Source organism: Streptomyces sp. NPDC091289 (genome assembly GCF_044757365.1).
Classification (GTDB): Bacteria; Actinomycetota; Actinomycetes; order Streptomycetales; family Streptomycetaceae; genus Streptomyces.
In genome coordinates this window covers 276,933-298,220 of sequence record NZ_JBIVUT010000007.1, presented here as the reverse complement: position 1 = coordinate 298,220, position 21,288 = coordinate 276,933, and the positions used below count along the sequence as shown (strand labels likewise).

At 70.0% G+C, this 21,288-nt stretch carries 18 protein-coding genes and 1 riboswitch; of the genes, 6 read left to right on the top strand and 12 right to left on the bottom strand.

Features of this window, described 5'->3' with window-relative positions:
- Window positions 1–38 precede the first annotated feature (38 nt).
- The 6 genes from ACIQPT_RS11970 to ACIQPT_RS11945 form a co-directional block, all read right to left on the bottom strand.
- On the bottom strand, window positions 39–1,418 hold the full coding sequence (locus ACIQPT_RS11970) for an aminotransferase class V-fold PLP-dependent enzyme (RefSeq protein ID WP_401155109.1): 1,380 nt from the start codon (window positions 1,416–1,418) through the stop codon (window positions 39–41).
- A 176-nt stretch (window positions 1,419–1,594) separates the two neighbouring features.
- Window positions 1,595–1,712, bottom strand: a riboswitch (SAM riboswitch).
- A gap of 106 nt (window positions 1,713–1,818) precedes the next feature.
- Window positions 1,819–2,883 (bottom strand): anthranilate phosphoribosyltransferase, encoded by a 1,065-nt coding sequence (gene trpD / locus ACIQPT_RS11965; RefSeq protein WP_401155107.1) that lies wholly within the window; start codon window positions 2,881–2,883, stop codon window positions 1,819–1,821.
- 123 nt (window positions 2,884–3,006) lie between these two features.
- Window positions 3,007–4,656, bottom strand: a complete 1,650-nt coding sequence (locus ACIQPT_RS11960; RefSeq protein WP_401155105.1) for a cytochrome bc complex cytochrome b subunit — start codon at window positions 4,654–4,656, stop codon at window positions 3,007–3,009.
- Window positions 4,653–5,705, bottom strand: coding sequence for a Rieske 2Fe-2S domain-containing protein (locus tag ACIQPT_RS11955; protein WP_401155103.1), 1,053 nt, complete (start codon window positions 5,703–5,705; stop codon window positions 4,653–4,655). The genes ACIQPT_RS11960 and ACIQPT_RS11955 overlap by 4 nt, the downstream gene beginning before the upstream one ends.
- Complete coding sequence (locus ACIQPT_RS11950) at window positions 5,702–6,511, bottom strand: c-type cytochrome (protein ID WP_401155102.1); 810 nt, start codon at window positions 6,509–6,511, stop codon at window positions 5,702–5,704. The genes ACIQPT_RS11955 and ACIQPT_RS11950 overlap by 4 nt, the downstream gene beginning before the upstream one ends.
- Window positions 6,512–6,567: 56 nt before the next feature.
- Entirely contained in the window at window positions 6,568–7,188 is a 621-nt protein-coding gene (locus tag ACIQPT_RS11945) for a heme-copper oxidase subunit III (protein WP_015608058.1), read from the bottom strand.
- Between the two features lie 199 nt (window positions 7,189–7,387).
- On the opposite strand from ACIQPT_RS11945, the gene ACIQPT_RS11940 reads away from it, so the two are divergent.
- Window positions 7,388–7,789, top strand: coding sequence for a hypothetical protein (locus tag ACIQPT_RS11940; protein WP_401155100.1), 402 nt, complete (start codon window positions 7,388–7,390; stop codon window positions 7,787–7,789).
- Window positions 7,790–7,849: 60 nt separating this feature from the next.
- Here ACIQPT_RS11940 and ACIQPT_RS11935 read toward each other — a convergent pair whose 3' ends face one another.
- The 4 genes from ACIQPT_RS11935 to coxB all read right to left on the bottom strand — a co-directional run bounded on the left by ACIQPT_RS11935 (window position 7,850) and on the right by coxB (window position 12,341).
- Entirely contained in the window at window positions 7,850–9,103 is a 1,254-nt protein-coding gene (locus ACIQPT_RS11935; RefSeq protein WP_401155098.1) for an Ig-like domain-containing protein, read from the bottom strand.
- A gap of 141 nt (window positions 9,104–9,244) precedes the next feature.
- On the bottom strand, window positions 9,245–9,643 hold the full coding sequence (locus tag ACIQPT_RS11930; protein ID WP_030086552.1) for a cytochrome c oxidase subunit 4: 399 nt from the start codon (window positions 9,641–9,643) through the stop codon (window positions 9,245–9,247).
- Window positions 9,640–11,376, bottom strand: a complete 1,737-nt coding sequence (gene ctaD, locus ACIQPT_RS11925) for a cytochrome c oxidase subunit I (protein WP_401155096.1) — start codon at window positions 11,374–11,376, stop codon at window positions 9,640–9,642. Before ctaD ends, ACIQPT_RS11930 begins: the two co-directional genes overlap by 4 nt.
- On the bottom strand, window positions 11,373–12,341 hold the full coding sequence (coxB, locus tag ACIQPT_RS11920; RefSeq protein ID WP_401155094.1) for a cytochrome c oxidase subunit II: 969 nt from the start codon (window positions 12,339–12,341) through the stop codon (window positions 11,373–11,375). Before coxB ends, ctaD begins: the two co-directional genes overlap by 4 nt.
- Window positions 12,342–12,614: 273 nt before the next feature.
- Between coxB and ACIQPT_RS11915 the strand changes: the two genes are divergently transcribed.
- Entirely contained in the window at window positions 12,615–13,997 is a 1,383-nt protein-coding gene (locus ACIQPT_RS11915) for a cysteine desulfurase/sulfurtransferase TusA family protein (protein WP_401155092.1), read from the top strand.
- On the opposite strand, the gene ACIQPT_RS11910 is transcribed toward ACIQPT_RS11915, so the two are convergent.
- Window positions 13,998–14,972: a carbohydrate kinase family protein gene (locus ACIQPT_RS11910; protein WP_401155090.1), complete on the bottom strand. Its 975-nt coding sequence runs from the start codon at window positions 14,970–14,972 to the stop codon at window positions 13,998–14,000.
- Window positions 14,973–15,128: 156 nt separating this feature from the next.
- Here ACIQPT_RS11910 and ACIQPT_RS11905 point away from each other — a divergent pair, with 156 nt between their 5' ends.
- On the top strand, window positions 15,129–15,326 hold the full coding sequence (locus ACIQPT_RS11905; protein ID WP_401155088.1) for a hypothetical protein: 198 nt from the start codon (window positions 15,129–15,131) through the stop codon (window positions 15,324–15,326).
- 197 nt (window positions 15,327–15,523) lie between these two features.
- Complete coding sequence (locus tag ACIQPT_RS11900; protein WP_401155087.1) at window positions 15,524–16,978, top strand: hypothetical protein; 1,455 nt, start codon at window positions 15,524–15,526, stop codon at window positions 16,976–16,978.
- Window positions 16,979–17,046: 68 nt separating this feature from the next.
- Here ACIQPT_RS11900 and ACIQPT_RS11895 read toward each other — a convergent pair whose 3' ends face one another.
- On the bottom strand, window positions 17,047–17,403 hold the full coding sequence (locus ACIQPT_RS11895) for a HesB/IscA family protein (protein WP_371623013.1): 357 nt from the start codon (window positions 17,401–17,403) through the stop codon (window positions 17,047–17,049).
- 251 nt (window positions 17,404–17,654) lie between these two features.
- Here ACIQPT_RS11895 and nadA point away from each other — a divergent pair, with 251 nt between their 5' ends.
- Window positions 17,655–18,833: a quinolinate synthase NadA gene (gene nadA, locus ACIQPT_RS11890; RefSeq protein ID WP_401155085.1), complete on the top strand. Its 1,179-nt coding sequence runs from the start codon at window positions 17,655–17,657 to the stop codon at window positions 18,831–18,833.
- A gap of 191 nt (window positions 18,834–19,024) precedes the next feature.
- Window positions 19,025–21,214 carry a tetratricopeptide repeat protein gene (locus ACIQPT_RS11885; protein ID WP_401155084.1) on the top strand — a complete coding sequence of 730 codons (2,190 nt, stop codon included), beginning with the start codon at window positions 19,025–19,027 and terminating at the stop codon, window positions 21,212–21,214.
- Window positions 21,215–21,288: the final 74 nt, after the last annotated feature.

The following is a 21,288-nucleotide window of genomic DNA, read 5'->3' as shown; positions in this document are numbered from 1 at the left end:
TCCCCGGCCGAGGTGTTTCCGTACGGTCGTGCTCGTCCTCAGACCTGCGCGGCCTCGCCGCGGTCCGGGACGCAACGGCCGTCCTCGGTGCGGTACTTCCACTGGGCGCCCTCGCGGACCAGCTCGGCGACCGCGCGCAGGAAGCGGTCGATGTGCTCGTCGGGCGTACCGGCCCCGAAGCTGACGCGGATCGCGTTGAGGGACCGCTCGCCCGGCTCGGCCTCCGGCGCGCCGCACTCGCCCGGGTCCTGCGGGTCGCTGCCGAGCAGGGTGCGCACCAGCGGGTGGGCGCAGAAGAGTCCGTCGCGCACGCCGATGCCGTATTCGGCGGAGAGCGCGGCGGCGAAGTGCGAGCTGTTCCAGCCACGCACCACGAAGGAGATGACGCCGACCCGGGGCGCGTCGTCGCCGAACAGCGAGAGCACCTGCACCTCGGGCACCTCGGCGAGGCCCTCGCGGACCCGGCCCACCAGCTCCTGCTCCCGGGCGACCAGGGAGTCGAAGCCCGCCTCGGTCAGGGCCTTGCAGGCGGAGGCGATGGAGTAGACGCCGATGACGTTGGGTGAACCGGCCTCGTGGCGGGCGGCCGTGGTGTGCCAGTCGACGTCCACACCGCCGTCGGCGCGCCGGGCGACCTTGCGGGACGCGCCGCCGCCGGCGAGGTACGGCTCGGCCGCCTGGAGCCAGTCGGCGCGGCCGGCCAGGACTCCCGAGCCGAAGGGCGCGTACAGCTTGTGGCCGGAGAACGCGACCCAGTCGACGTCCAGTTCGGCGATGTCCACCGGGTGGTGCGGGGCGAGCTGGGCGGCGTCCAGGACGATGCGGGCGCCGTGCGCGTGGGCGGCGGCGGCCAGTTCCCTCACCGGCCACAGCTCGCCGGTCACGTTGGAGGCGCCGGTGACGCAGACGAGGGCGGGGCCGTACGGGTCGCGGTCGGCGAGCGCCCGCTCCAGGGTCTCGACGGCCTGGGCCGGGGTGCGGGGCGCGTTGAGGTAGGTGACCTGGGCGTCGCGCCAGGGCAGCAGGGACGCGTGGTGCTCGGTCTCGTACACGAAGACCTGGCAGTCGGCGGGGATCGCGGCGGCCAGCAGGTTGAGGGAGTCGGTCGTGGAGCGGGTGAAGACCACCTGGTCCTCGGCGCGGCAGCCGAGGAACTCCGCGACCGTGCGGCGGCTGTTCTCGAAGAGGTCGGTGGAGAGCTGCGAGAGGTATCCGGCGCCGCGGTGGACGCTGCCGTAGTACGGGGCGTACGCGGCGACGTCGTCCCAGACCCGCTGGAGGGCCGGGGCGCTGGCGGCGTAGTCGAGCGCGGCGTAGGTGACCTCACCGCCGGTGACGAGCGGAACGGTGACGTCCTGGCCCAGAACGGGCAGCGGGGCACAAACCGACGGGTCGAGGGCAGCGGTGGAGACAGACATGGCGAACTCCCGTAACAGGCAGGCGAAATCAACGCGCCCGCGGATACGCGGCGGCGCGGAGAAGGAAGGAAAAAGGTGCGCTGAAGGAGGGCGGTCAGCCCTAACGCATTCGCTTGCTCACAGAAGGCTCCCTAGGGACCAGGACCCCGGGGGCTGGCATCCACTGGATGCCGAGGGGCCCGCGCTTGCCGCAGACCTCGCTGCCTACGGCCTGGTCTTCACCCGGGGCACCCCGCCACGGACGGAGGGTTGCCGGACAGCGGGCCGGGGCCGTAGTCGCTGTCACTCATGACCTGCGCAGCATCTTGCCATACGTATGCACACGCGCAAGGGCGCAGTCCGGCATCCGGACTGCGCCCTGCGTCACACCGTGTGCGCCGGAGGTATCTCTCCGCCGTGCTCAGGCGTTGCTGGCGGAGATCCAGCGCTCCAGCGCGCGCTTGGCGGCCCCGGAGTCGATGGCCTCGGCCGCGACGAGGATCTTCGCCGCGAGCTGCTCGGTCAGCGTGCCGGGGCCCGGGTCCAGGGCGACCAGGGCCGCCGCCGAGTTGAGCAGCACCGCCTCGCGCACCGCGCCGCCCTCGCCGTCCAGCAGGCGGCGGGCCACATCGGCGTTGTACGAGGCGTCGGCGCCGCGCAGCGCCTCGACCGGGACGATGGGCAGCCCGACGTCGCGCGGGTCGAAGGGCTCCTCGCGGACCGCGCCGTCGCGGACCACCCAGACCCGGGAGGTGGCGGTGGTGGTCAGCTCGTCGAGCCCGTCGTCGCCGCGGAAGACCAGCGCGGAGTTGCCCCGGTCGGCGAGGACGCCCGCGACGATGGGCGCCATCCGGGCGTCGGCGACGCCGACCGCCTGGGCGCGGACCTGGGCCGGGTTGGTGAGGGGTCCCAGGATGTTGAACGTGGTCTGCGCGCCGAGTTCCTTGCGGGCCTTGGCGGCGTACCGCAGGGCGGGGTGGAACTTCACGGCGAAGCAGAAGGTGATGCCCGCCGCTTCGGCGACCTCGACCACCCGCTGCGGGGTCAGCTCCAGGTTGACGCCGAGCTTCTCCAGTACGTCGGAGGAGCCGCTGGCGGAGGAGGCGGCCCGGTTGCCGTGCTTGACGACCTTGGCGCCGGTGCCGGCGATGACGATCGCGGACATGGTCGAGATGTTGACCGTCCTGGCGAGGTCGCCGCCGGTGCCGACGATGTCGACGGTGCGGCCCGGCACCTGGATGGTGTTGGCGTGGGCGTACATCGCGCGGACCAGTCCGGTGACCTCGTCGACGGTCTCGCCCTTGGCCCGCAGCGCGACGGCGAACCCGGCGATCTGCGCGTCGGTGGCCTCGCCGCTCATGATGCGGTCCATCGCCCAGGCGGTCTCCTCGGAGCTGAGGTTCTCGCCGCGCAGCAGGGGGTTCAGGATGCCGGGCCAGGAACGGTCCGCCACGCTGTCGCCGCCGTTCGGGGTCACAACGTTCATGGTCCGCTCCAGGGTCCACAGCCGGTCAGGAATGATGGCTCCACCCTATCCAGCCGGGGGGACCGCGAAGAGCCCCGTCCATCGAATGGACGGGGCTCTCACGGTGGCGATCAGGTAAGGCGATCAGTGGTGGCCGTGGCCCTCGCTGATCTCCTTGTACTCCTCGGGGGTGGCCTTGGGGATCTGGTTCCCCTCGGCGAAGTACCCCTTGCTGAGCTTGGCGCGCAGCTTCTGCACCGGGGAGATCTTGCGCTTGACGCCGTTCTCGTCGACCGCGGGGCCGAGGTCGAGCGGCTGGTACTGCTCGTGCGCCGTGAGCGTGTGCAGCTGCGCGGGGCTGAGCGGCTCGTGGATCTCGACGAACTCACCGTGCGGCAGGCGCTTGATGATGCCGGTCTCGCGACCGTGCAGCACCTTCTCCCGGTCGCGGCGCTGGAGGCCGAGGCAGATCCGCTTGGTGACGATGAACGCGATGACCGGTCCGACGAAGAAGAAGATCCGGACGAACCAGGTGATCGAGTTGATCGACAGGTGGAAGTGCGTGGCCCACAGGTCGTTTCCACCGCCGACGAGGCCGATGAAGTACGCCGTGATCCAGGCGACGCCGAAGCCCGTACGGGTCGGGACGTTGCGCGGACGGTCCAGGATGTGGTGCTCGCGCTTGTCGCCGGTGACCCAGGACTCGATGAACGGGTACACCGCGATCGCGGTGAGGACCACACCGAAGCCGACCAGCGGGATGAACACACCCAGAGCGAGCGTGTGGCCCCACAGGTTGATCTCCCAGCCCGGCATCACCCGGACCAGACCCTCGGCGAAGCCCATGTACCAGTCGGGCTGGGCGCCGGTGGAGACCTGGTCGACGCGGTACGGACCGATGCCCCAGATCGGGTTGATCGTGGCGATGGCCGAGATGGCCGCGATGATGCCGAAGACGAGGAAGAAGAACCCTCCGGCCTTCGCCATGTACACGGGCAGCAGCGGCATGCCGACGACGTTCTTGTTGGTCCGGCCGGGACCCGCGAACTGCGTGTGCTTGTGGTAGAAGACCAGGATCAGGTGCGCCACCAGCAGGCCGAGCATGATGCCCGGCAGCAGCAGGATGTGGATCGAGTAGAACCGGGCCACGAAGTCGTGGCCGGGGAACTCGCCGCCGAACAGGAACATCGAGATGTACGTACCGACGATCGGCACGGACAGGATCGCGCCCTGGGTGAAGCGGACACCCGTACCGGAGAGCAGGTCGTCCGGGAGGGAGTAGCCGGTGAACCCGGTGAACATGCCGAGCACGAACAGCAGGAAGCCGAAGAGCCAGTTGATCTCGCGCGGCTTGCGGAAGGCGCCCGTGAAGAAGACGCGCATCATGTGCACGAACATGGCGGCCAGGAAGATCAGCGCGGCCCAGTGGTGGATCTGCCGCACGAGCAGACCACCGCGGACCTCGAAGCTGATCTTCAGGGTCGAGGCGTAGGCCTCGGACATCCTGATGCCCTGCATGGGCTCGTACGGACCGTGGTAAACGATCTCGCCCATGCTCGGCTGGAAGAACAGCGTCAGATACACACCCGTGAGGATGATGATGATGAAGCTGTAGAGCGCGACCTCACCGAGCATGAAGGACCAGTGGTCCGGGAAGATCTTGCGCATGTTGGCCTTGGCCAGGCCGTAGATGCCCAGTCGGCCGTCCGCCCAGTCGGCCACCCGCTCGCCGGCCGGAGCCTTGCGTCCGCCCGCCGGTTCGGCGGCCGAGGGGGTCTTTGTCGCAGTACTCATCCGCGCTCCCAGAAGGCAGCACCGACGGGCTCGTCGAAGTCGCCGAGCGCCTCGAGGTTGCCCTCGCTGTTGACACCGATCCGCAGCTGCGGAAGGGGGTGGCCGGCCGGACCGAAGATGACGCGAGCGCCGTCGGAGAGGTCGAAGGTGGACTGGTGGCACGGGCAGAGAACGTGGTGCGTCTGCTGCTCGTACAGGCTGATCGGGCAGCCGACGTGGGTGCAGATCTTGGAGAACGCGACGATGCCCTCGTGGGCCCAGTCCCGCTGGCGCTTGTCCTTGATGTCGTCCGGCTCGATGCGGACGATCATCAGGGCCGCCTTGCCCATCTGCGTCTGGAAGTCGTGCGACTCCGGGTCGAGACCCTCGGGCATGGCGAAGGCCAGCGACCCGACCGTGATGTGCTCGGGGCGCAGCGGCTTCATCGTGTTCATGTTGATGAGCTGCTTGCCCTCCGCCCACAGGGTGGTCCGGAGCTTCTTCTCCGGCAGCGGACCGAGGTCGCGCAGCAGGACCACTCCGGAGAGCGGCACCAGGGCCAGCGCGCCGAACATGGTGTTGCGGATCAGCTTGCGCCGGCCGATCGCGGACTCCTCCGCGCCGGCCTTGAAGTCGGCCAGGACCTGAGCCTTGACCTCGGGCTCGGCCTCGATCGGGTGCCGGTCGGCGGCGACCTCGACGTCGGACATCAGGGTGCGCGCCCAGTGGACGGCTCCCGCGCCGATGAAGAAGAGCGCTGCGCCCAGGGTGAGACCCAGGGAGAAGTTGAGCGCGCTCACATGGCCGAAGGGCCAGATGTAGACGATCTTGTCCACCGGGAAGATGACGTAGGAGGCGATGAAGCCCACCGTCGCCAGCATCGAGAGGGTGAACATGAACGCGACAGCGCGCTCCGAGCGGTTCGCGGCGCGTTCGTCGAGGTCCTGGATGCGCGGCTGGTGGGCCGGCAGCCCCGGGTCGGCGAACGGGTCGTCCGCACGCTCCACCGCGCCGTGCGCGGTCTCCTGCACCACGGGCAGGCTGTCTTCTGGAATCTGTTGGCTACTCATGACTTCTTGGCCTTAGCGGTGTGGGCCGCGACCCAAACGGCGACAGCGACGAGCGCGCCGAGTCCGAAGATCCAGGCGAACAGACCTTCGCTGACCGGACCGAGGGCGCCGAGGGCCAGGCCGCCGGGGGTCTCCGTCTCGTCACCGTTCACGGTCTCGATGTACGCGATGATGTCCTTCTTCTCCTGCTCCGGCATCGTCGTGTCGGGGAAGGAGGGCATGCTCTGCGGGCCGGTCTGCATGGCCTCGTAGATGTGCTTCGGGCTCACGCCTTCGAGGTCGGGGGCGTACTTGCCCTCCGTCAGGGCGCCGCCCTTACCGGTGAAGTTGTGGCACTGGGCGCAGTTGGTGCGGAACAGTTCGCCACCGTTGGCGACGTCCGCGCCCGCCGGGTCGACCTGCTTGTCGGTCGGCGTGATGGGACCGGCGCCGAGCGACGCGACGTACGCCGCGAGCTGGTCGATCTCCGCCTGGGTGTAGATGACCTTCTTCTTCGGTACCTGGGCGCCCGGCTGCTGCGCGGGCATACGGCCCGTACCGACCTGGAAGTCGACGGCGGCGGAGCCCACGCCCACGAGGGACGGCCCGTCGGTGGTGCCCTGACCGCCGGTTCCGTGGCAGCTGGCGCAGCCTACGGCGTAGAGCTTCTTGCCCTCTTCGATGGCGAGGGACTGGGCGGTTTCATCGGCCTGCGCCTTGCCCGCAGGCGCAAACGCGGCGTACAGCCCCCCGGTGGCCGCCAGCGCGAGGAGTAGTACGACGACCGCCGCCAGCGGATGGCGTCGTCGTGCGGAGAGCTTTTTCACGGATTACCCCGGTGTCAGGATCTTCTGCGTCGATGGTGGGCGGGTGCGAGTCCCGGTTACTTGATCATGTAGATCGTTGCGAACAGGCCGATCCATACGACATCGACGAAGTGCCAGTAGTAGGACACGACGATGGCGGCGGTGGCCTGATCGTGGGTGAACCTCTTGGCCGCGTACGTTCTGCCGAGGACCAGCAGGAAGGCGATGAGACCGCCTGTCACGTGCAGACCATGGAAGCCGGTGGTCAGGTAGAACACCGAGCCGTACGGGTCGGACGAGAGGGAGAGCCCCGCGTCCTTGACCAGCTCGGTGTACTCCAGGACCTGGCCGCCGATGAAGATCGAACCCATCACGAACGTGATGATGAACCAGGTGCGGAGCTTCTTCACATCGCCCCGCTCGGCGGCGAAGACGCCGAGCTGGCAGGTGAGTGAGGAGAGCACCAGGATCGTGGTGTTCGTCGCCGAGAACGGGAAGTTCAGATGGCCGGCCATCTCCTTCCAGTAATCGGGTCCCATCACCGATCGCAGGGTGAAGTACATCGCGAAGAGGGCCGCGAAGAACATCAGCTCGGAACTCAACCAGATGATGGTTCCGACGCTGGTGAGGTTCGGCCGATTGACCGACGGGTGCGCGTGCCCGGTTTCTACTGTCGTTGCTGTCGCCACGACCGACATTATGTCGGTCGCTTATCCCGCCCTCACCCCGGGGGGTGCCGTTCGGTGTGTCCGTACCGTCTGCAGGGGTCGCACCCTGCGCCGAACGGCCCATCGAATCGTCGTCATTACCGGTGCTGACGGCCGGTCGGGCGGAGTACGATCCGCGCATCGGTTCATGCCCCGAGAGCCCCGACGACGTCGATGTCACGGAGGAACAATGCAGGCGACCGCCACGGTCCTGGTCTACAGCGACGACGCCAACATCCGCGAGCAGGTGAGGCTGGCAGCCGGTCGCAGGCCTGCCGCGGACGTTCCACCGGTGGAGTTCCTGGAGTGCGCGACGCTTCCGGCCGTTCTGAAGGCGCTGGACGGCGGCGGCGTGGACGTCTGTGTGCTGGACGGGGAGACGGCCCCCATCGGCGGCATGGGCGTCTGCCGCCAGATCAAGGACGAGATCTTCAACTGCCCGCCGGTGCTCCTGCTGATCGGCCGCCCGCAGGACGCGTGGCTGGCCACCTGGAGCCGTGCGGAGGCCGCTGTGACGCTTCCGGTCGACCCGGTGGAGTTCGCCGACGCGCTGGCGGCGCTGCTGCGCCGCCGGCTCGCCGTGGAGGCCTGAGCGGCCCCTGTGGCCCGCTGAGGGACGTTCCGCGCCGCGGGGCACTCCCCCGGGCCCGGGTCAGACGTGGGGGCGCAGCCGGGCGGCCTGGAGGGTCTGCGGGCTGTCCGGCGCCCCTTCGTTCAGGGCGCTGCCCTTCTGCCATTTCTCCCAGGACAGGTTCCAGTCGCCGAACCCGTTGCCGAACGGGTCCATGTCCTCACCGGCGCTGCCGACGACCCTGACGATGTCGCCCTCGCGCACGGTGTCGAAGAACCATTCGGCGTTGCCGGTGCTCATGCCGGTGCAGCCGTGGCTGACGTTGGCGTTGCCCTGGGAGCCGGTGGACCAGGGTGCGGCGTGGACGTACTCGCCGCTCCAGGTCACCCGGGTGGCCCAGTAGACCGGCAGGTCGTACGACTCCGAGGAGCCGGCGGCGATGCCGATGCTCTCCCCGCGCATCCGTACGAACTGCTCCTTGGCGAGCACCACCTTGACCCCGTTGCGGGTGGAGAAGCCGGGCTTGCCGGTGGTGACCGGAATGGTATTGATCACTTCTCCGTTGCGGAGCACCGTCATGGAGTGGTCCGAGGCGTCGGTGACGGCCTCGATCCGGTCGCCCGTGGCGAGCTTGAGGGGCTTGGCCTCGGCTCCGTAGAGGGCGTTGGTCACCTTGATGCCCGCCAGGTTGGAGCGCACCTCGATGGTGGCGTTCGCGGGCCAGTACTCCTTCGGGCGGTAGTGCAGCTTCTTGTCGTCGACCCAGTACCAGGAGCCGGTGACCGCCGGGGTGGAGCGGACCTTCAGGGCGCGCTCGACGGTGGCCCGGGCCGCTTTGTCGGTGATCGGAGCGCTGAGTTCCGCCGTGATGGGCTGTCCGACGCCGTAGGTGCCCGCCTCCGGGCCGAAGGCGACCTTCAGCAGCTTCTTGGGCGAGGAGGTGTCGAAGGAGAGCGTACGGACGCCCGGGGCGCCGTCGCCGTTCTCCGTGGCGACCCTGACGGTGTATCCGGTGCCGGCCGCGAGCGGGGCGGTGGAGCGCCAGCGCCTGCCGTCGGCGGAGAGCTCTCCCGCGAGGTGGCGGCCGCCGGTGTCCACGGCGGTGACGTCGGTGATGCGCCCGTCGTCACCCTTGACGGTGACTTCCAGGGGCTTGTCGGGGTCGGCCTTCTGCTTCTTGGAGGGGCCGTTGAAGGAGACCTGGTCGCCCGCGTCGTACGGCTTCGTCGAGAGCGGGTGGCCGTCGGGCGAGCCACATGCGGTCGCACCCGCGGCGAGGGTCACGACCAGCAGAGTGCAGCTCACTACGGTGCGGATGCGCGGCGTGTGGTTCATGCGGTCCACGCTAGGAAGGTTCGTCCGTTCCAGCGCGTTCAGTGACTGCAAACGAGCGAAGGGCCCGCGTCGCTGTCGGCGATGCGGGCCCTTCGTGGTGTAGCGCGTGTCACCGCCCGAGCGGTGTCACGGAGTGCGGTGTCACTGGGTGCGGTTCTCGCCCCGGTAGTACTCGAAGACCCAGCCGAAGAGGCCGATCAGGAGCAGGGGGGCGGAGAAGTACAGGAGCCACCAGCCGAAGACGACGCCCATGAAGGCGAAGGCGCCACCGACCGCCAGCGAGAGCGGCTGCCAGCTGTGCGGGGAGAAGAACCCCAGCTCGCCCGCCTCGTCGGCGACGTCCGCTTCCTTGTTGTCCTGGGCCATCGCGTCGACCCGGTTGGCCGTGAAGGCCAGGTAGAAGCCGATCATGATGGAGAGCCCGAAGGCCAGGAAGAGCGCCGTGGTGCCGACCGGCTCCTTCGACCACAGGCCGTACACGGCGGCCATGGCGAGGATGAAGACGCTCAGCCAGATGAACATCTGTCCCTGGATCTTCACTTGCCTGCCTCCTTGCCGCCGGCGAGGGCCTTGTCCGACTCGGAGAGGTGATCGAGCTGTTCGAGCGCCGTGATCTCCGGGTGGTGCAGGTCGAACGCCGGGGATTCGGAACGGATCCGCGGCAGGGTGAGGAAGTTGTGCCGCGGCGGCGGGCAGGAGGTCGCCCACTCCAGCGAGCGGCCGTAACCCCACGGGTCGTCGACCTCGATCTTCTTGCCGTACTTCGCGGTCTTCCAGACGTTGTAGAAGAACGGGAGCATCGACAGGCCGAGCAGGAACGAGGAGATCGTCGAGATCGTGTTCAGCGCGGTGAAGCCGTCGGCGTTGAGATAGTCCGCGTAACGACGCGGCATGCCCTCGGCGCCGAGCCAGTGCTGCACCAGGAACGTGCCGTGGAAGCCCACGAACAGCGTCCAGAACGTGATCTTGCCGAGCCGCTCGTCCAGCATCTTGCCGGTGAACTTCGGCCACCAGAAGTGGAATCCGGAGAACATCGCGAAGACCACGGTGCCGAAGATGACGTAGTGGAAGTGCGCGACGACGAAGTACGAGTCCGAGACGTGGAAGTCCATCGGGGGCGAGGCGAGGATGACGCCGGTCAGACCACCGAAGGTGAAGGTGATCAGGAAGCCGACGGCCCAGAGCATCGGTGTCTCGAAGGACAACGATCCCTTCCACATCGTGCCGATCCAGTTGAAGAACTTCACACCCGTTGGCACCGCGATGAGGAACGTCATGAACGAGAAGAACGGCAACAGCACACCGCCCGTGACGTACATGTGGTGCGCCCACACCGTCACGGAAAGGCCGGCGATGGCGATCGTCGCGGAGATCAGACCGATGTAGCCGAACATCGGCTTGCGGCTGAATACCGGGATGACCTCGGAAATGATTCCGAAGAATGGTAGCGCGATGATGTACACCTCTGGATGGCCGAAGAACCAGAAGAGGTGTTGCCAGAGCAATGCGCCGCCATTGGCCGCGTCGAAGATATGCGCCCCGAATTTTCGGTCGGCCTCCAGCGCGAAGAGCGCGGCGGCCAGGACCGGGAAGGCCAGCAGGACCAGAACACCGGTCAGCAGGACGTTCCAGGTGAAGATCGGCATGCGGAACATCGTCATGCCGGGTGCGCGCATGCAGATGATCGTGGTGATGAAGTTGACCGAGCCGAGGATCGTGCCGAAGCCGGAGAAGGCCAGACCCATGATCCACATGTCGGCGCCGACACCCGGCGAACGGACCGCGTCCGAGAGCGGGGAGTAGGCGAACCAGCCGAAGTCGGCCGCACCCTGCGGGGTGAGGAAGCCGGCCACCGCGATGAGCGAGCCGAAGAGGTACAGCCAGTACGCGAACATGTTCAGCCGCGGGAACGCCACGTCGGGCGCGCCGATCTGCAGCGGCATGATCCAGTTCGCGAATCCGGCGAACAGCGGCGTCGCGAACATCAGCAGCATGATCGTGCCGTGCATCGTGAACGCCTGGTTGAACTGCTCGTTCGACATGATCTGCGTGCCGGGACGGGCCAGCTCGGCGCGCATGAAGAGCGCCATGAGTCCGCCGATGCAGAAGAACGCGAACGACGTGACCAGGTAGAGCGTACCGATCGTCTTGTGGTCGGTGGTGGTCAGCCACTTCACGACGATGTTTCCCGGCTGCTTGCGCCGCACGGGCAGCTCGTCCTCGTACGAGTCGTCTGCCGGAGCGGCACCCTGAGGTTCGTTGAGGATGCTCACAGTTGGTTCTTCTCCGCATTCCTGGCCGGGTCGGTCTGCGCGATGCCTGCCGGCACGTAGCCCGTCTGACCCTTCTCAGCCAGCTCCTTGAGGTGCTGCTGGTAACGCTCCGGGGAGACGACCTTGACGTTGAAGAGCATCCGGGAGTGGTCGGCGCCACAGAGCTCGGCGCACTTGCCCATGAAGGTGCCCTCCCGGTTGGGAGTGACCTCGAACGCGTTGGTGTGGCCCGGGATGACGTCCTGCTTCATGAGGAACGGCACCACCCAGAAGGAGTGGATGACGTCACGCGAAGTGAGGACGAAGCGGACCTTCTCGCCCTTCGGCAGCCACAGGGTCGGACCCGGGTTGCCGTTCTGCGGATTGCGGGTCCCGGGGATGCCCACGTCGTAGACGCCGCCGGCGCCCTCGGGGAAGTCCTTGCGGAACCGGTCGGGGATGGCGTCGAGTTCCTTGGGGAGCTCGGGGCCCGCCGCGGGCTGGCCGTCCACCTTCTCGATGTAGTTGAAGCCCCAGCTCCACTGGAAGCCGACCACATTGATGGTGTGGGCGGGCTTCTCGGAGAGCTCGAGGAGCTTCGACTCATCTCGCGCGGTGAAGTAGAAGAGCACCGAGACGATGATGAGGGGAACCACTGTGTACAACGCCTCGATGGGCATGTTGTACCTGGTCTGCGGAGGTACCTCCACCTTGGTCCGGCTACGCCGGTGGAAGAAGACGCTCCAGAGGATCAGCCCCCAGACAAGGACACCCGTGATGAGCGCTGCCGCCCACGAGCCTTGCCAGAGGGAGAGGATCCGAGGGGCCTCTTCCGTTACCGGTGTGGGCATTCCGAGGCGGGGGAAATCCTCCCAGTTGTATGAACAACCGGAGGCCGTCGCCAGGACCAGGCCCGCAGTCAGCACCTGCGGCAGCTTCCGCCGCATCGGGCGCCGCGACGAGCGGTCGGAGCCGTTGGGACTCACGTAGCGCCTTCCCGAGAGTCTCGCCCGCACGGTCGGCGCGCCCGTATGTCTCTGGTCGGTCGCCGGCCCTGACGCGGGCAGGGGTTTGGATGTTTATGCGGACCAAACCCTACTGGACGCTATTTGGGGTCGCGCGGGGAGGGTGCCCAACGCGCCGCCCGACACCCCCTTGGGGTGGAATCCGGGCCTCCGGCCCCCATCTGACGGCCACTCGCCCGTCCGGGAACGGCGGCCCCCGGCGAGGTGGGGGCGGTTGCGGGCTAGCGTGGCCGGGTGCCCTACTTCGATGCCGCCTCCGCCGCCCCCCTGCACCCCGTCGCACGCCAGGCGCTGCTTGCCGCGCTCGACGAGGGCTGGGCCGATCCCGCCCGGCTGTACCGGGAGGGACGGCGGGCCCGGCTGCTGCTGGACGCGGCCCGGGAGGCTGCCGCGGAGGCCGTCGGATGCCGCCCGGACGAGCTGGTCTTCACCTCTTCGGGGACGACGGCGGTGCACGCGGGAATTGCCGGGGCTCTTTCGGGGCGTCGGCGTGTCGGCCGCCATCTGGCCCTCTCGGCGGTCGAACACTCGTCGGTGCTCCATTCGGCGGCGGCCCACGAGGCGGCGGGCGGCTCGTCCACCGAGGTCCCGGTGGAGCGGTCGGGGGTGGTGGACCCGGCGGTGTACGGCGCGGCGCTGCGGGCGGACACCGCGCTGGCCTGTCTCCAGTCGGCCAACCACGAGGTGGGCACCGAGCAGCCGGTGGCCGAGGTCGCCGCGCTCTGTACGGAGGCCGGGGTGCCGCTGCTGGTGGACGCGGCCCAGTCGCTCGGCTGGGGCCCGGTCCCGGGTGGCTGGTCGCTGCTGACGGCGAGCGCGCACAAGTGGGGCGGTCCGGCCGGGGTGGGGCTGCTCGCGGTCCGCAAGGGGGTGCGCTTCGCGCCCCAAGGACCGGCCGGGGAGCGGGAGTCGGGGCGGGCGGCGGGGTTCGAGAACCTGCCGGCGATCGTGGCGGCGGCGGCCTCGCTGCGCGCGGTACGGAGTGAGGCGGCGGCGGAGTCGGTGCGGCTGCGGGCCCTGGTGGACCGGATCCGGTCGGTCGTGGCGGAGCGGGTGCCCGATGTCGAGGTGGTGGGCGATCCGGAGCGGCGGCTGCCGCATCTGGTCACCTTCTCCTGTCTCTATGTCGACGGGGAGACCCTGCTGCATGAGCTGGACCGGAGGGAATTCTCCGTGTCGTCCGGTTCGTCCTGCACGAGCAGCACGCTGGTTCCGAGCCATGTGCTCAAGGCGATGGGGGTGCTCTCGGAGGGGAACGTCCGGGTGTCGCTGCCGCCGGGGGCGGCCTCGGCGGACGTGGACCGCTTCCTGGAGATCCTCCCGGGCCTGGTCGCCGACGTACGGGAGAGGCTCGGGGCCCCGGTGTCCGCGCCCCCCTCCCCCTCCCCCGCCGCGTCCCTGGTGGTCGACGCGCTGGGCCGGCGCTGCCCGATCCCGGTGATCGAGCTCGCAAAGGTGATCGGAGAGGTAGCGGTGGGCGCCACGGTGACGGTGCTCGCCGACGACGAGGCGGCGCGCCTGGACATCCCGGCCTGGTGCGAGATGCGGGGCCAGGAGTACGTGGGCGAGGAGCCGGCGGACCGCGGCTCGGCCTATGTGGTCCGCCGGCTCAGCTGATCAGGCCAGGTGCTGACGGACCTCGGCGGCGGCCTCGTGGCCGTACGCCTTGGTGAAGCGGTCCATGAAGTGGGTGCGGCGCAGGGTGTACTCCTGGGTGCCGACCGTCTCGATGACCAGGGTGGCGAGCATGCAGCCGACCTGGGCGGCGCGCTCCAGGTTGACGCCCCAGGCGAGGCCGGAGAGGAAGCCGGCCCGGAAGGCGTCGCCGACGCCGGTGGGGTCGGCCTTGGTCTCCTCCTCGGGGCAGCCGACCTCGATGACCGGCTCGCCGGCCCGCTCGATCCGGACACCGCGGGCGCCGAGGGTGGTGACACGGTGGCCGACCTTGGCGAGGATCTCCTCGTCGCTCCAGCCGGTCTTGGACTCGATGAGCCCCTTCTCGTACTCGTTGGAGAAGAGGTAGGTGGCGCCGTCGAGGAGGATGCGGATCTCTTCGCCGTCCATCCGCGCGATCTGCTGCGAGAAGTCGGCGGCGAACGGGATGTTCCGGGAGCGGCACTCCTCCGTGTGGCGGAGCATCGCCTCGGGGTCGTCGGCGCCGATGGAGACGAGGTCGAGGCCGCCGACGCGGTCGGAGACGTTCTTCAGCTCGATGAGGCGGGCCTCGCTCATCGCGCCCGTGTAGAAGGAGCCGATCTGGTTGTGGTCGGAGTCGGTGGTGCAGACGAAGCGGGCGGTGTGCAGTACCTCGGAGATACGGACCGAACCGGTCTCGACGCCGTGGCGGTCGAGCCACGCGCGGTACTCGTCGAAGTCGGCCCCGGCGGCGCCCACGAGGATCGGCTCGGTGCCGAGCAGGCCCATCCCGAAGCAGATGTTGGCGGCGACACCGCCCCGGCGCACATCGAGGTTGTCGACCAGGAAGGACAGGGAGACCGTGTGCAGCTGATCCGCGACCAGCTGGTCGGCGAAGCGGCCGGGGAAGGTCATGAGGTGGTCAGTGGCGATCGAGCCGGTGACTGCAATACGCACGGGGAGGCTACTCCTGCGGAAGGCGAAGGGCCGTGAGTGCGCCCTCCGGGACGACGTGACAGTTCACGCTACCGGGTGAGCCGACAGCCAGGAAAAGGGAAAACTACCCGATAGTAGGGCTTTCTACCTGAGCTCGACCGTGGTTACGGTGCGGATATGTCGAAGCACACCGCATTGCCCGAGTCGGAATTGAGCCTGGCCGCACTGCGCGGTGACTGCGCGCGGATGGCGCCACACTGGACGGCGCCCGCGAAGAACGCCCCGGTCCCGGTGAAGCCGTCCCTGATCAACGGGGTGACGGTGCCGCCCTCGTCGGCGCGGCTGATCGATGCGATGTCCGAGTACGGCGACTGAGGACCGGCCGGTCCGGGCCGGACGGCATCACCTTTCGGCCCTTTCCCCGCAGGTTCCGGCAGGATCCGTACGGTGCCCGCGTCCGGGTCGCCCCCGGCCTCGGGAACCGCACGCTCCTCTGCTCCGTCCCACCGGTGTCCCCGTCCGGGGACACGCGGTAGGCACCGCGACGGCAACGCAGTCGAAGGAGCGATCCGGTGAGCACCGAGCGACCCGACAACGACGTGACCGGCCCCCGGCGGCGGCGTCCGCCGCTCGCGGTGGCCTCGGTGGCCGCGGCCGTGCTGCTGGCCGGGGGCGGCGGGGCGTACTGGGCCTCGACCGCTTCGGGCGACGGCGGCGCGGCGGACAGCGGTGCGGCGGCGAAGGACTCCGCCCCGCTGCTGGCCCTGGACGCCGCGGCGGACGGCCCGGCCGGCACCTCCCCGGACGGCGCCTCCTCGTCCTCGGACACCCCTCCCCCGGGCATCGCACCCGGCGAACCGGACCCGGGCGGCCCGCCCGTGACCTACCGGGCCGCGGGCGAGCTCCCGGACGGGCCGGACAAGGCGGCGGTCCACCACGCGAAGGGCACGGTGGCCCCGGCCGATGTCGCCCGGCTGGCGAAGGCGCTGGGCATCCCGGGCTCGCCGCGCACCGAGGGCACGTCCTGGGTGGTCGGCGACGACGACGGCCCCGGTGCGCTCCTGAAGGTGACGAAGCAGGCCCCGGGCACCTGGACCTTCGCCCGCACCACCCCCACCAAGCCGTGCGACCCGGGGAAGATGTGTGCGAACGGGCCCGCGGAGCCGGGCGACCCGGTGAGCGAGAAGGCGGCGAAGGCGGCCGCGGTCCCGGTGCTCAAGGCGGCCGGGCAGGACGACGCGGCCCTGAACGCGGGCCAGCTGATGGGCGACGTCCGCGTGGTGAACGCCGACCCGAAGATCGACGGGCTCCCGACGTACGGCTGGTCGACCGGTGTCCAGGTGGGCCCGGACGGCAAGGTGACCGGCGGCAGCGGACATCTGAAGGCGCTGGAGAAGGGCGCCACCTACCCGACGGTCGGCGCGGACGAGGCGCTGAAGCAGCTGAACGCGGCGAGCCGGGGCAAGGGCGACGCCGAGCGGGACATCGGCGGCTGCGCCACTCCCGTACCGCTGGAGGGTGAGCAGAAGTCCCCGTCGGACCCGCAGTGCGTGCCGCCGAACGGCAAGCGGGCCCCGGTGACGCAGACGGTCGAGGACGCGGTGTTCGGTCTCGCGCTGAACTACGTGGACGGCCGGCAGACGCTGGTGCCGTCCTGGCTGTTCACGGTCCAGCAGGCGCCGGGCGGCCCTGAGCACGTCGTCACGCAGGTCGCCGTGGACCCGAAGTTCATCGAGAAGCCGGATGCCCCGACGACGCCCGCCGGGGACCGGAAGGTGACCTCGTACGGTGCGGACGGGCGGACCCTTGAGGTGACCTTCTGGGGCGGCGTGTGCAGCACGTACACGGCGAGCGCGGAGGAGAGCGCGGGCCAGGTGCGGATCTCGGTCACGGAGAAGCCGCAGGAGGGCAAGAAGGCCTGCATCATGATCGCCAAGGAGCTGACCCGGACGGTGACGCTGGAGAAGCCGCTGGGCGACCGCACGGTGATCGACGCGGCGTCGGGCGGTGCGGTGCCGCGCGGCTGACGCGGACGTACGGAGGCGGCCCCGGGAAGGAATCCCGGGGCCGCCTTCGTGTGCCGTGCTCGCAGCGTTTAGCTGAACGAGTCGCCGCAGGCGCAGGAGCCGGTGGCGTTCGGGTTGTCGATCGTGAAGCCCTGCTTCTCGATGGTGTCGACGAAGTCGATGGAGGCGCCGCCCAGGTACGGGGCGCTCATCCGGTCGGTGACGACCTTGACGCCGTCGAAGTCCTTGACGACGTCACCGTCGAGCGAACGCTCGTCGAAGAAGAGCTGGTAGCGCAGGCCCGAGCAACCGCCGGGCTGAACGGCGACGCGCAGCGCCAGGTCCTCGCGGCCTTCCTGCTCCAGCAGGCCCTTGACCTTGCCGGCGGCGGCGTCGGACAGGAGGATGCCGTCGCTCACGGTGGTGGTCTCGTCCGATACGGACATCTGCTTCTCTCCCGGGTTGTACGGAGTGCTTGCCGACGGTTCAACCGCCAGACCCGCGGATTCATTCCGGGCCAAGCGCTTGTCTGTTCCTTTTCATGCTCGCACACCCGGCCGCCCGGGGGATGCGTCACATCGACGCTATCGGCATCGTCAAAGTGACACGAAGCAGCTATCATAGATAGCGTCAAATAGACGAAAAGGCGCGTTCGCAGAAGCGCACAGCAGAACGCAGAGAAGAAAGGGTGCGTGACGTGACCACGGCCCAGCCCCTGGACGTACAGCCGACGCCGCTCGCACTGCTGCTGCTCGGCCGCGAGGCCGACCCGAGGAGCGAGCGCGGCGTCGAATGCCCCGGCGACCTCCCCTCCCCGTCCGACCCGGACCTGGTGGAGCGCGCCCGCGCCGCGAAGGAGAAGCTCGGGGACAAGGTGTTCGTCCTCGGCCACCACTACCAGCGCGACGAGGTCATCCAGTTCGCGGACGTCACCGGCGACTCGTTCAAGCTGGCCCGCGACGCGGCCGCGCGCCCGGAGGCCGAGTACATCGTCTTCTGCGGCGTCCACTTCATGGCCGAGTCCGCTGACATCCTGACCACGGACGCCCAGGCGGTCGTCCTGCCCGACCTGGCGGCCGGCTGCTCGATGGCCGACATGGCCACCGCCGAGCAGGTCGCCGAGTGCTGGGACGTGCTGACGGAGGCCGGGGTCGCCGATCAGGTGGTGCCCGTCTCGTACATGAACTCCTCCGCCGACATCAAGGCCTTCACCGGCAAGCACGGCGGCACGATCTGTACGTCCTCGAACGCGAAGCGGGCCCTGGAGTGGGCCTTCGAGCAGGGCGAGAAGATCCTCTTCCTGCCCGACCAGCACCTGGGCCGCAACACGGCCGTGCGGGACATGGGCCTGACCCTGGAGGACTGCGTCCTCTACAACCCGCACAAGCCGAACGGCGGCCTCACCGCCGAGCAGCTGCGCGACGCGAAGATGATCCTGTGGCGCGGGCACTGCTCGGTCCACGGCCGCTTCTCGGTCGAGTCGGTCGAGGACGTCCGGGCCCGGATGCCCGGGGTCAACGTGCTGGTGCACCCCGAGTGCAAGCACGAGGTCGTCGCCGCCGCGGACTACGTGGGCTCGACGGAGTACATCATCAAGGCCCTGGAGGCGGCCCCGCGCGGCTCGAAGTGGGCCATCGGCACGGAGCTGAACCTGGTCCGCCGACTGGCGAACCGTTTCGCCGCGGAGGACAAGGAGATCGTCTTCCTCGACAAGACGGTCTGCTTCTGCTCGACGATGAACCGCATCGACCTGCCGCACCTGGTCTGGACCCTGGAGTCGCTGGCCGACGGCAAGCTCGTCAACCGGATCGAGGTCGACCCGGAGACGGAGAAGTACGCCAAGCTCGCCCTGGAGCGGATGCTGGCGCTGCCGTAACGGACGCCGTGCCCCGCCGGAAGCCCCGGTATGCCGCAGGTCGGCGTACCGGGGTTTTCGCGTGCCTGTTCCCGTATACGGCAGTCGGCGACCTCGCCCCGTAACTACGCTGCTACTCACCGCAGCGAATCTTCGCGTGGGCGGGGCCGATGAGGCCGACCGGAATGAACGGCGAGAACAGTGGGGCGGGTATGAGCTACGAGGACCCTGGGACGGGCGTGGGCGACGAGGCGCGTGGGGCGGGCGCAGAGCGGGAGGGGAACGTCGCCGATGCGTTGGCGCGTGCCGAGGAGGAGGTACGCAGCCGGCGCGGCGCCGCCGAGCGGGACCCCGCCACCGGCCTGCCCGCGCTGGCCCACGCCCTGCACCTGCTGTCGAACCGGCGCTCCGCCGGCGGGGACCGCACCGGCGCGCTGGCGACCGCGAAGGAGGCCGCGCGGATCTACGCCGAGCTCGGTATGAAGCGCCCCGGGGACTACCAGGCGGAGCTGGCCCTGACGATGGGCGCCCTGGGCGACCGCGTCGCCGACACCGGGGACCCGGCGGCCGCCGTGCCGTTCGCGAAGCAGTCCGTACGGCTCCAGCGCGAACTGGTCGAGGAGGAGGAGCCGGGCGCGTCCGTCCCGGCGCTCGCGGAGTACCTCCTCACCTACGCCACGCGGCTGGTGGGCGCCGGGGAGGCCCTGGCGGCCGTGCCGCAGGCGGAGGAGGCCGTCGGGCTCCTCCGGGGCCTCGCCGAGGAGGAGCCGGGCGTCTTCCTCCCCCGGCTCGCCGGGGCGCTCCACGCCCTCGGCCACCACCGCGCGACCGTGAGCGACATCTCCGGGGCGATCGACGCGGCCCAGGAGGCGCGCAGCCGCTTCCGCGCACTCGCCGCGGAGCGGCCGGACGTCTTCCGCCCGGAGCTGGCCGCGGCCATGGACGGCCTGGCCGGTCACCTCAACCAGGCCGGTGACATCGGGGCGGGCCGCCGGGTGGCGGAGGAAGCCGTCGCCCTGTACCGCGCGTTGACGGCCGAGCGCCCCGAGGACTTCCGCCCGGGCCTCGCCGCCGCGCTGCGCACCCTCGCCCGGAGCCTGGCCGGCACCGGCGGCCCGGAGGAGGCCTCGGCCCCGGTGCGGGAGTCCGTCGATCTCCTGCGCGAACAGGGGGACGCCGTCCTGGCCGATCTGGCCGACTCCCTCCAGTTGCTCGGCACGTATGTGGAGCTCACCGGGGACGCCGAGGGGGCGGTGGAGGCGTTCTGGGAAGCGGTGGCCCTCCGCCGTTCCCTGGCGCTGGAGACTCCTGGCGCTCCCGACGCCGCCCTGGTCTCCGCCCTCGACGACCTGGCCCGGGCGCTCGCCCGTACCGGCGAACACGCGGCGGCGATCGAGGAGTTCGACGAGAGCGTCAAGCAGTTCGCCGGGGCCGGCCCGGCGACCGCCCGGCGGCTGGGCGTGGAGCGGAGCGCCTTCCTGCTGCGCTGCCCCGACCCCTGGCCCGCGACCGGGGTGACCGAGCTGGTGACCTGGCTCGACGAGGACGCGGAGCGGACCGGCGGCGCGGACACCGTGACCGTACGGGCCCGGCAGGCGCTGCGCGCGTACGGTGACACCGCGGCGGTGCGCACGGCGTGGGAGGACGAGACCTTCACGCCGGTGCCGGACTGGCTCGCCCTGCCGGCGGAGACCCTGGACCTCGTCAACGCCTGGGTGTTCGCGCCGGACTGGCCCCGGTCCCGCGACTTCTGGTCCCGCAACGCCGAGGTCCTCGGCAGCGCGGGAGCGGCGACGGCCCTGGACGAGCTGGCGGTCCTGGACCCGCGCGGCGCCCAGCGGCACGCCCTGCTCCGCGAGGCCGTCCTCGTCCACGGGGTGACCGCCGCCTACGATCCGCTGATCCTCCAGGAGCAGTTGGCCCAGTGGCTGGAGTGCGCGGACTGGGCGGAGTCCCGGGCGTATCTGGAGGAGCACCCGCGTCTGCTGACCGTGCAGCCGCCCGACGACACCCCGCTGGCCCATGTCGCGCTGCTCGACATCGGCCGCGCCGAGGGCGTGGCCGCCGCGTACCGCCTCGTCGAGGACCGGGAGGCCCTCCAGGCGTACGTGGACCGGGCGTTGGAGGCCGGGGACGGCGTGGCGCTGATGCACGGCGGGGGCATCGAGGGCCAGGTCTTCGGCGACCGGCTCTCCTCGCTCGCCCACGCGCAGGTGGCCCTGGTGCTCGCCGGTGCGACCGAGGGCTTCGAACCGGACGACCTGGCCGCGCTCCTGCACAAGGCCGACGAGGAGACCCGCGCCCGGCTGGTGCGGGAGACCGTCGCGCTGAGCGTCCGCCGCCCCGATCCGCGCGGGCGGACGTGGCAGCGGATCATCCGGGCGCTCGGCGGGGACGCCTGAGGCTCGCGCGTACGGGAAACGGAAGGGGCCTGCCCCACGCGGCTGCGTGGGACAGGCCCCTTTCCTGTTTCCCG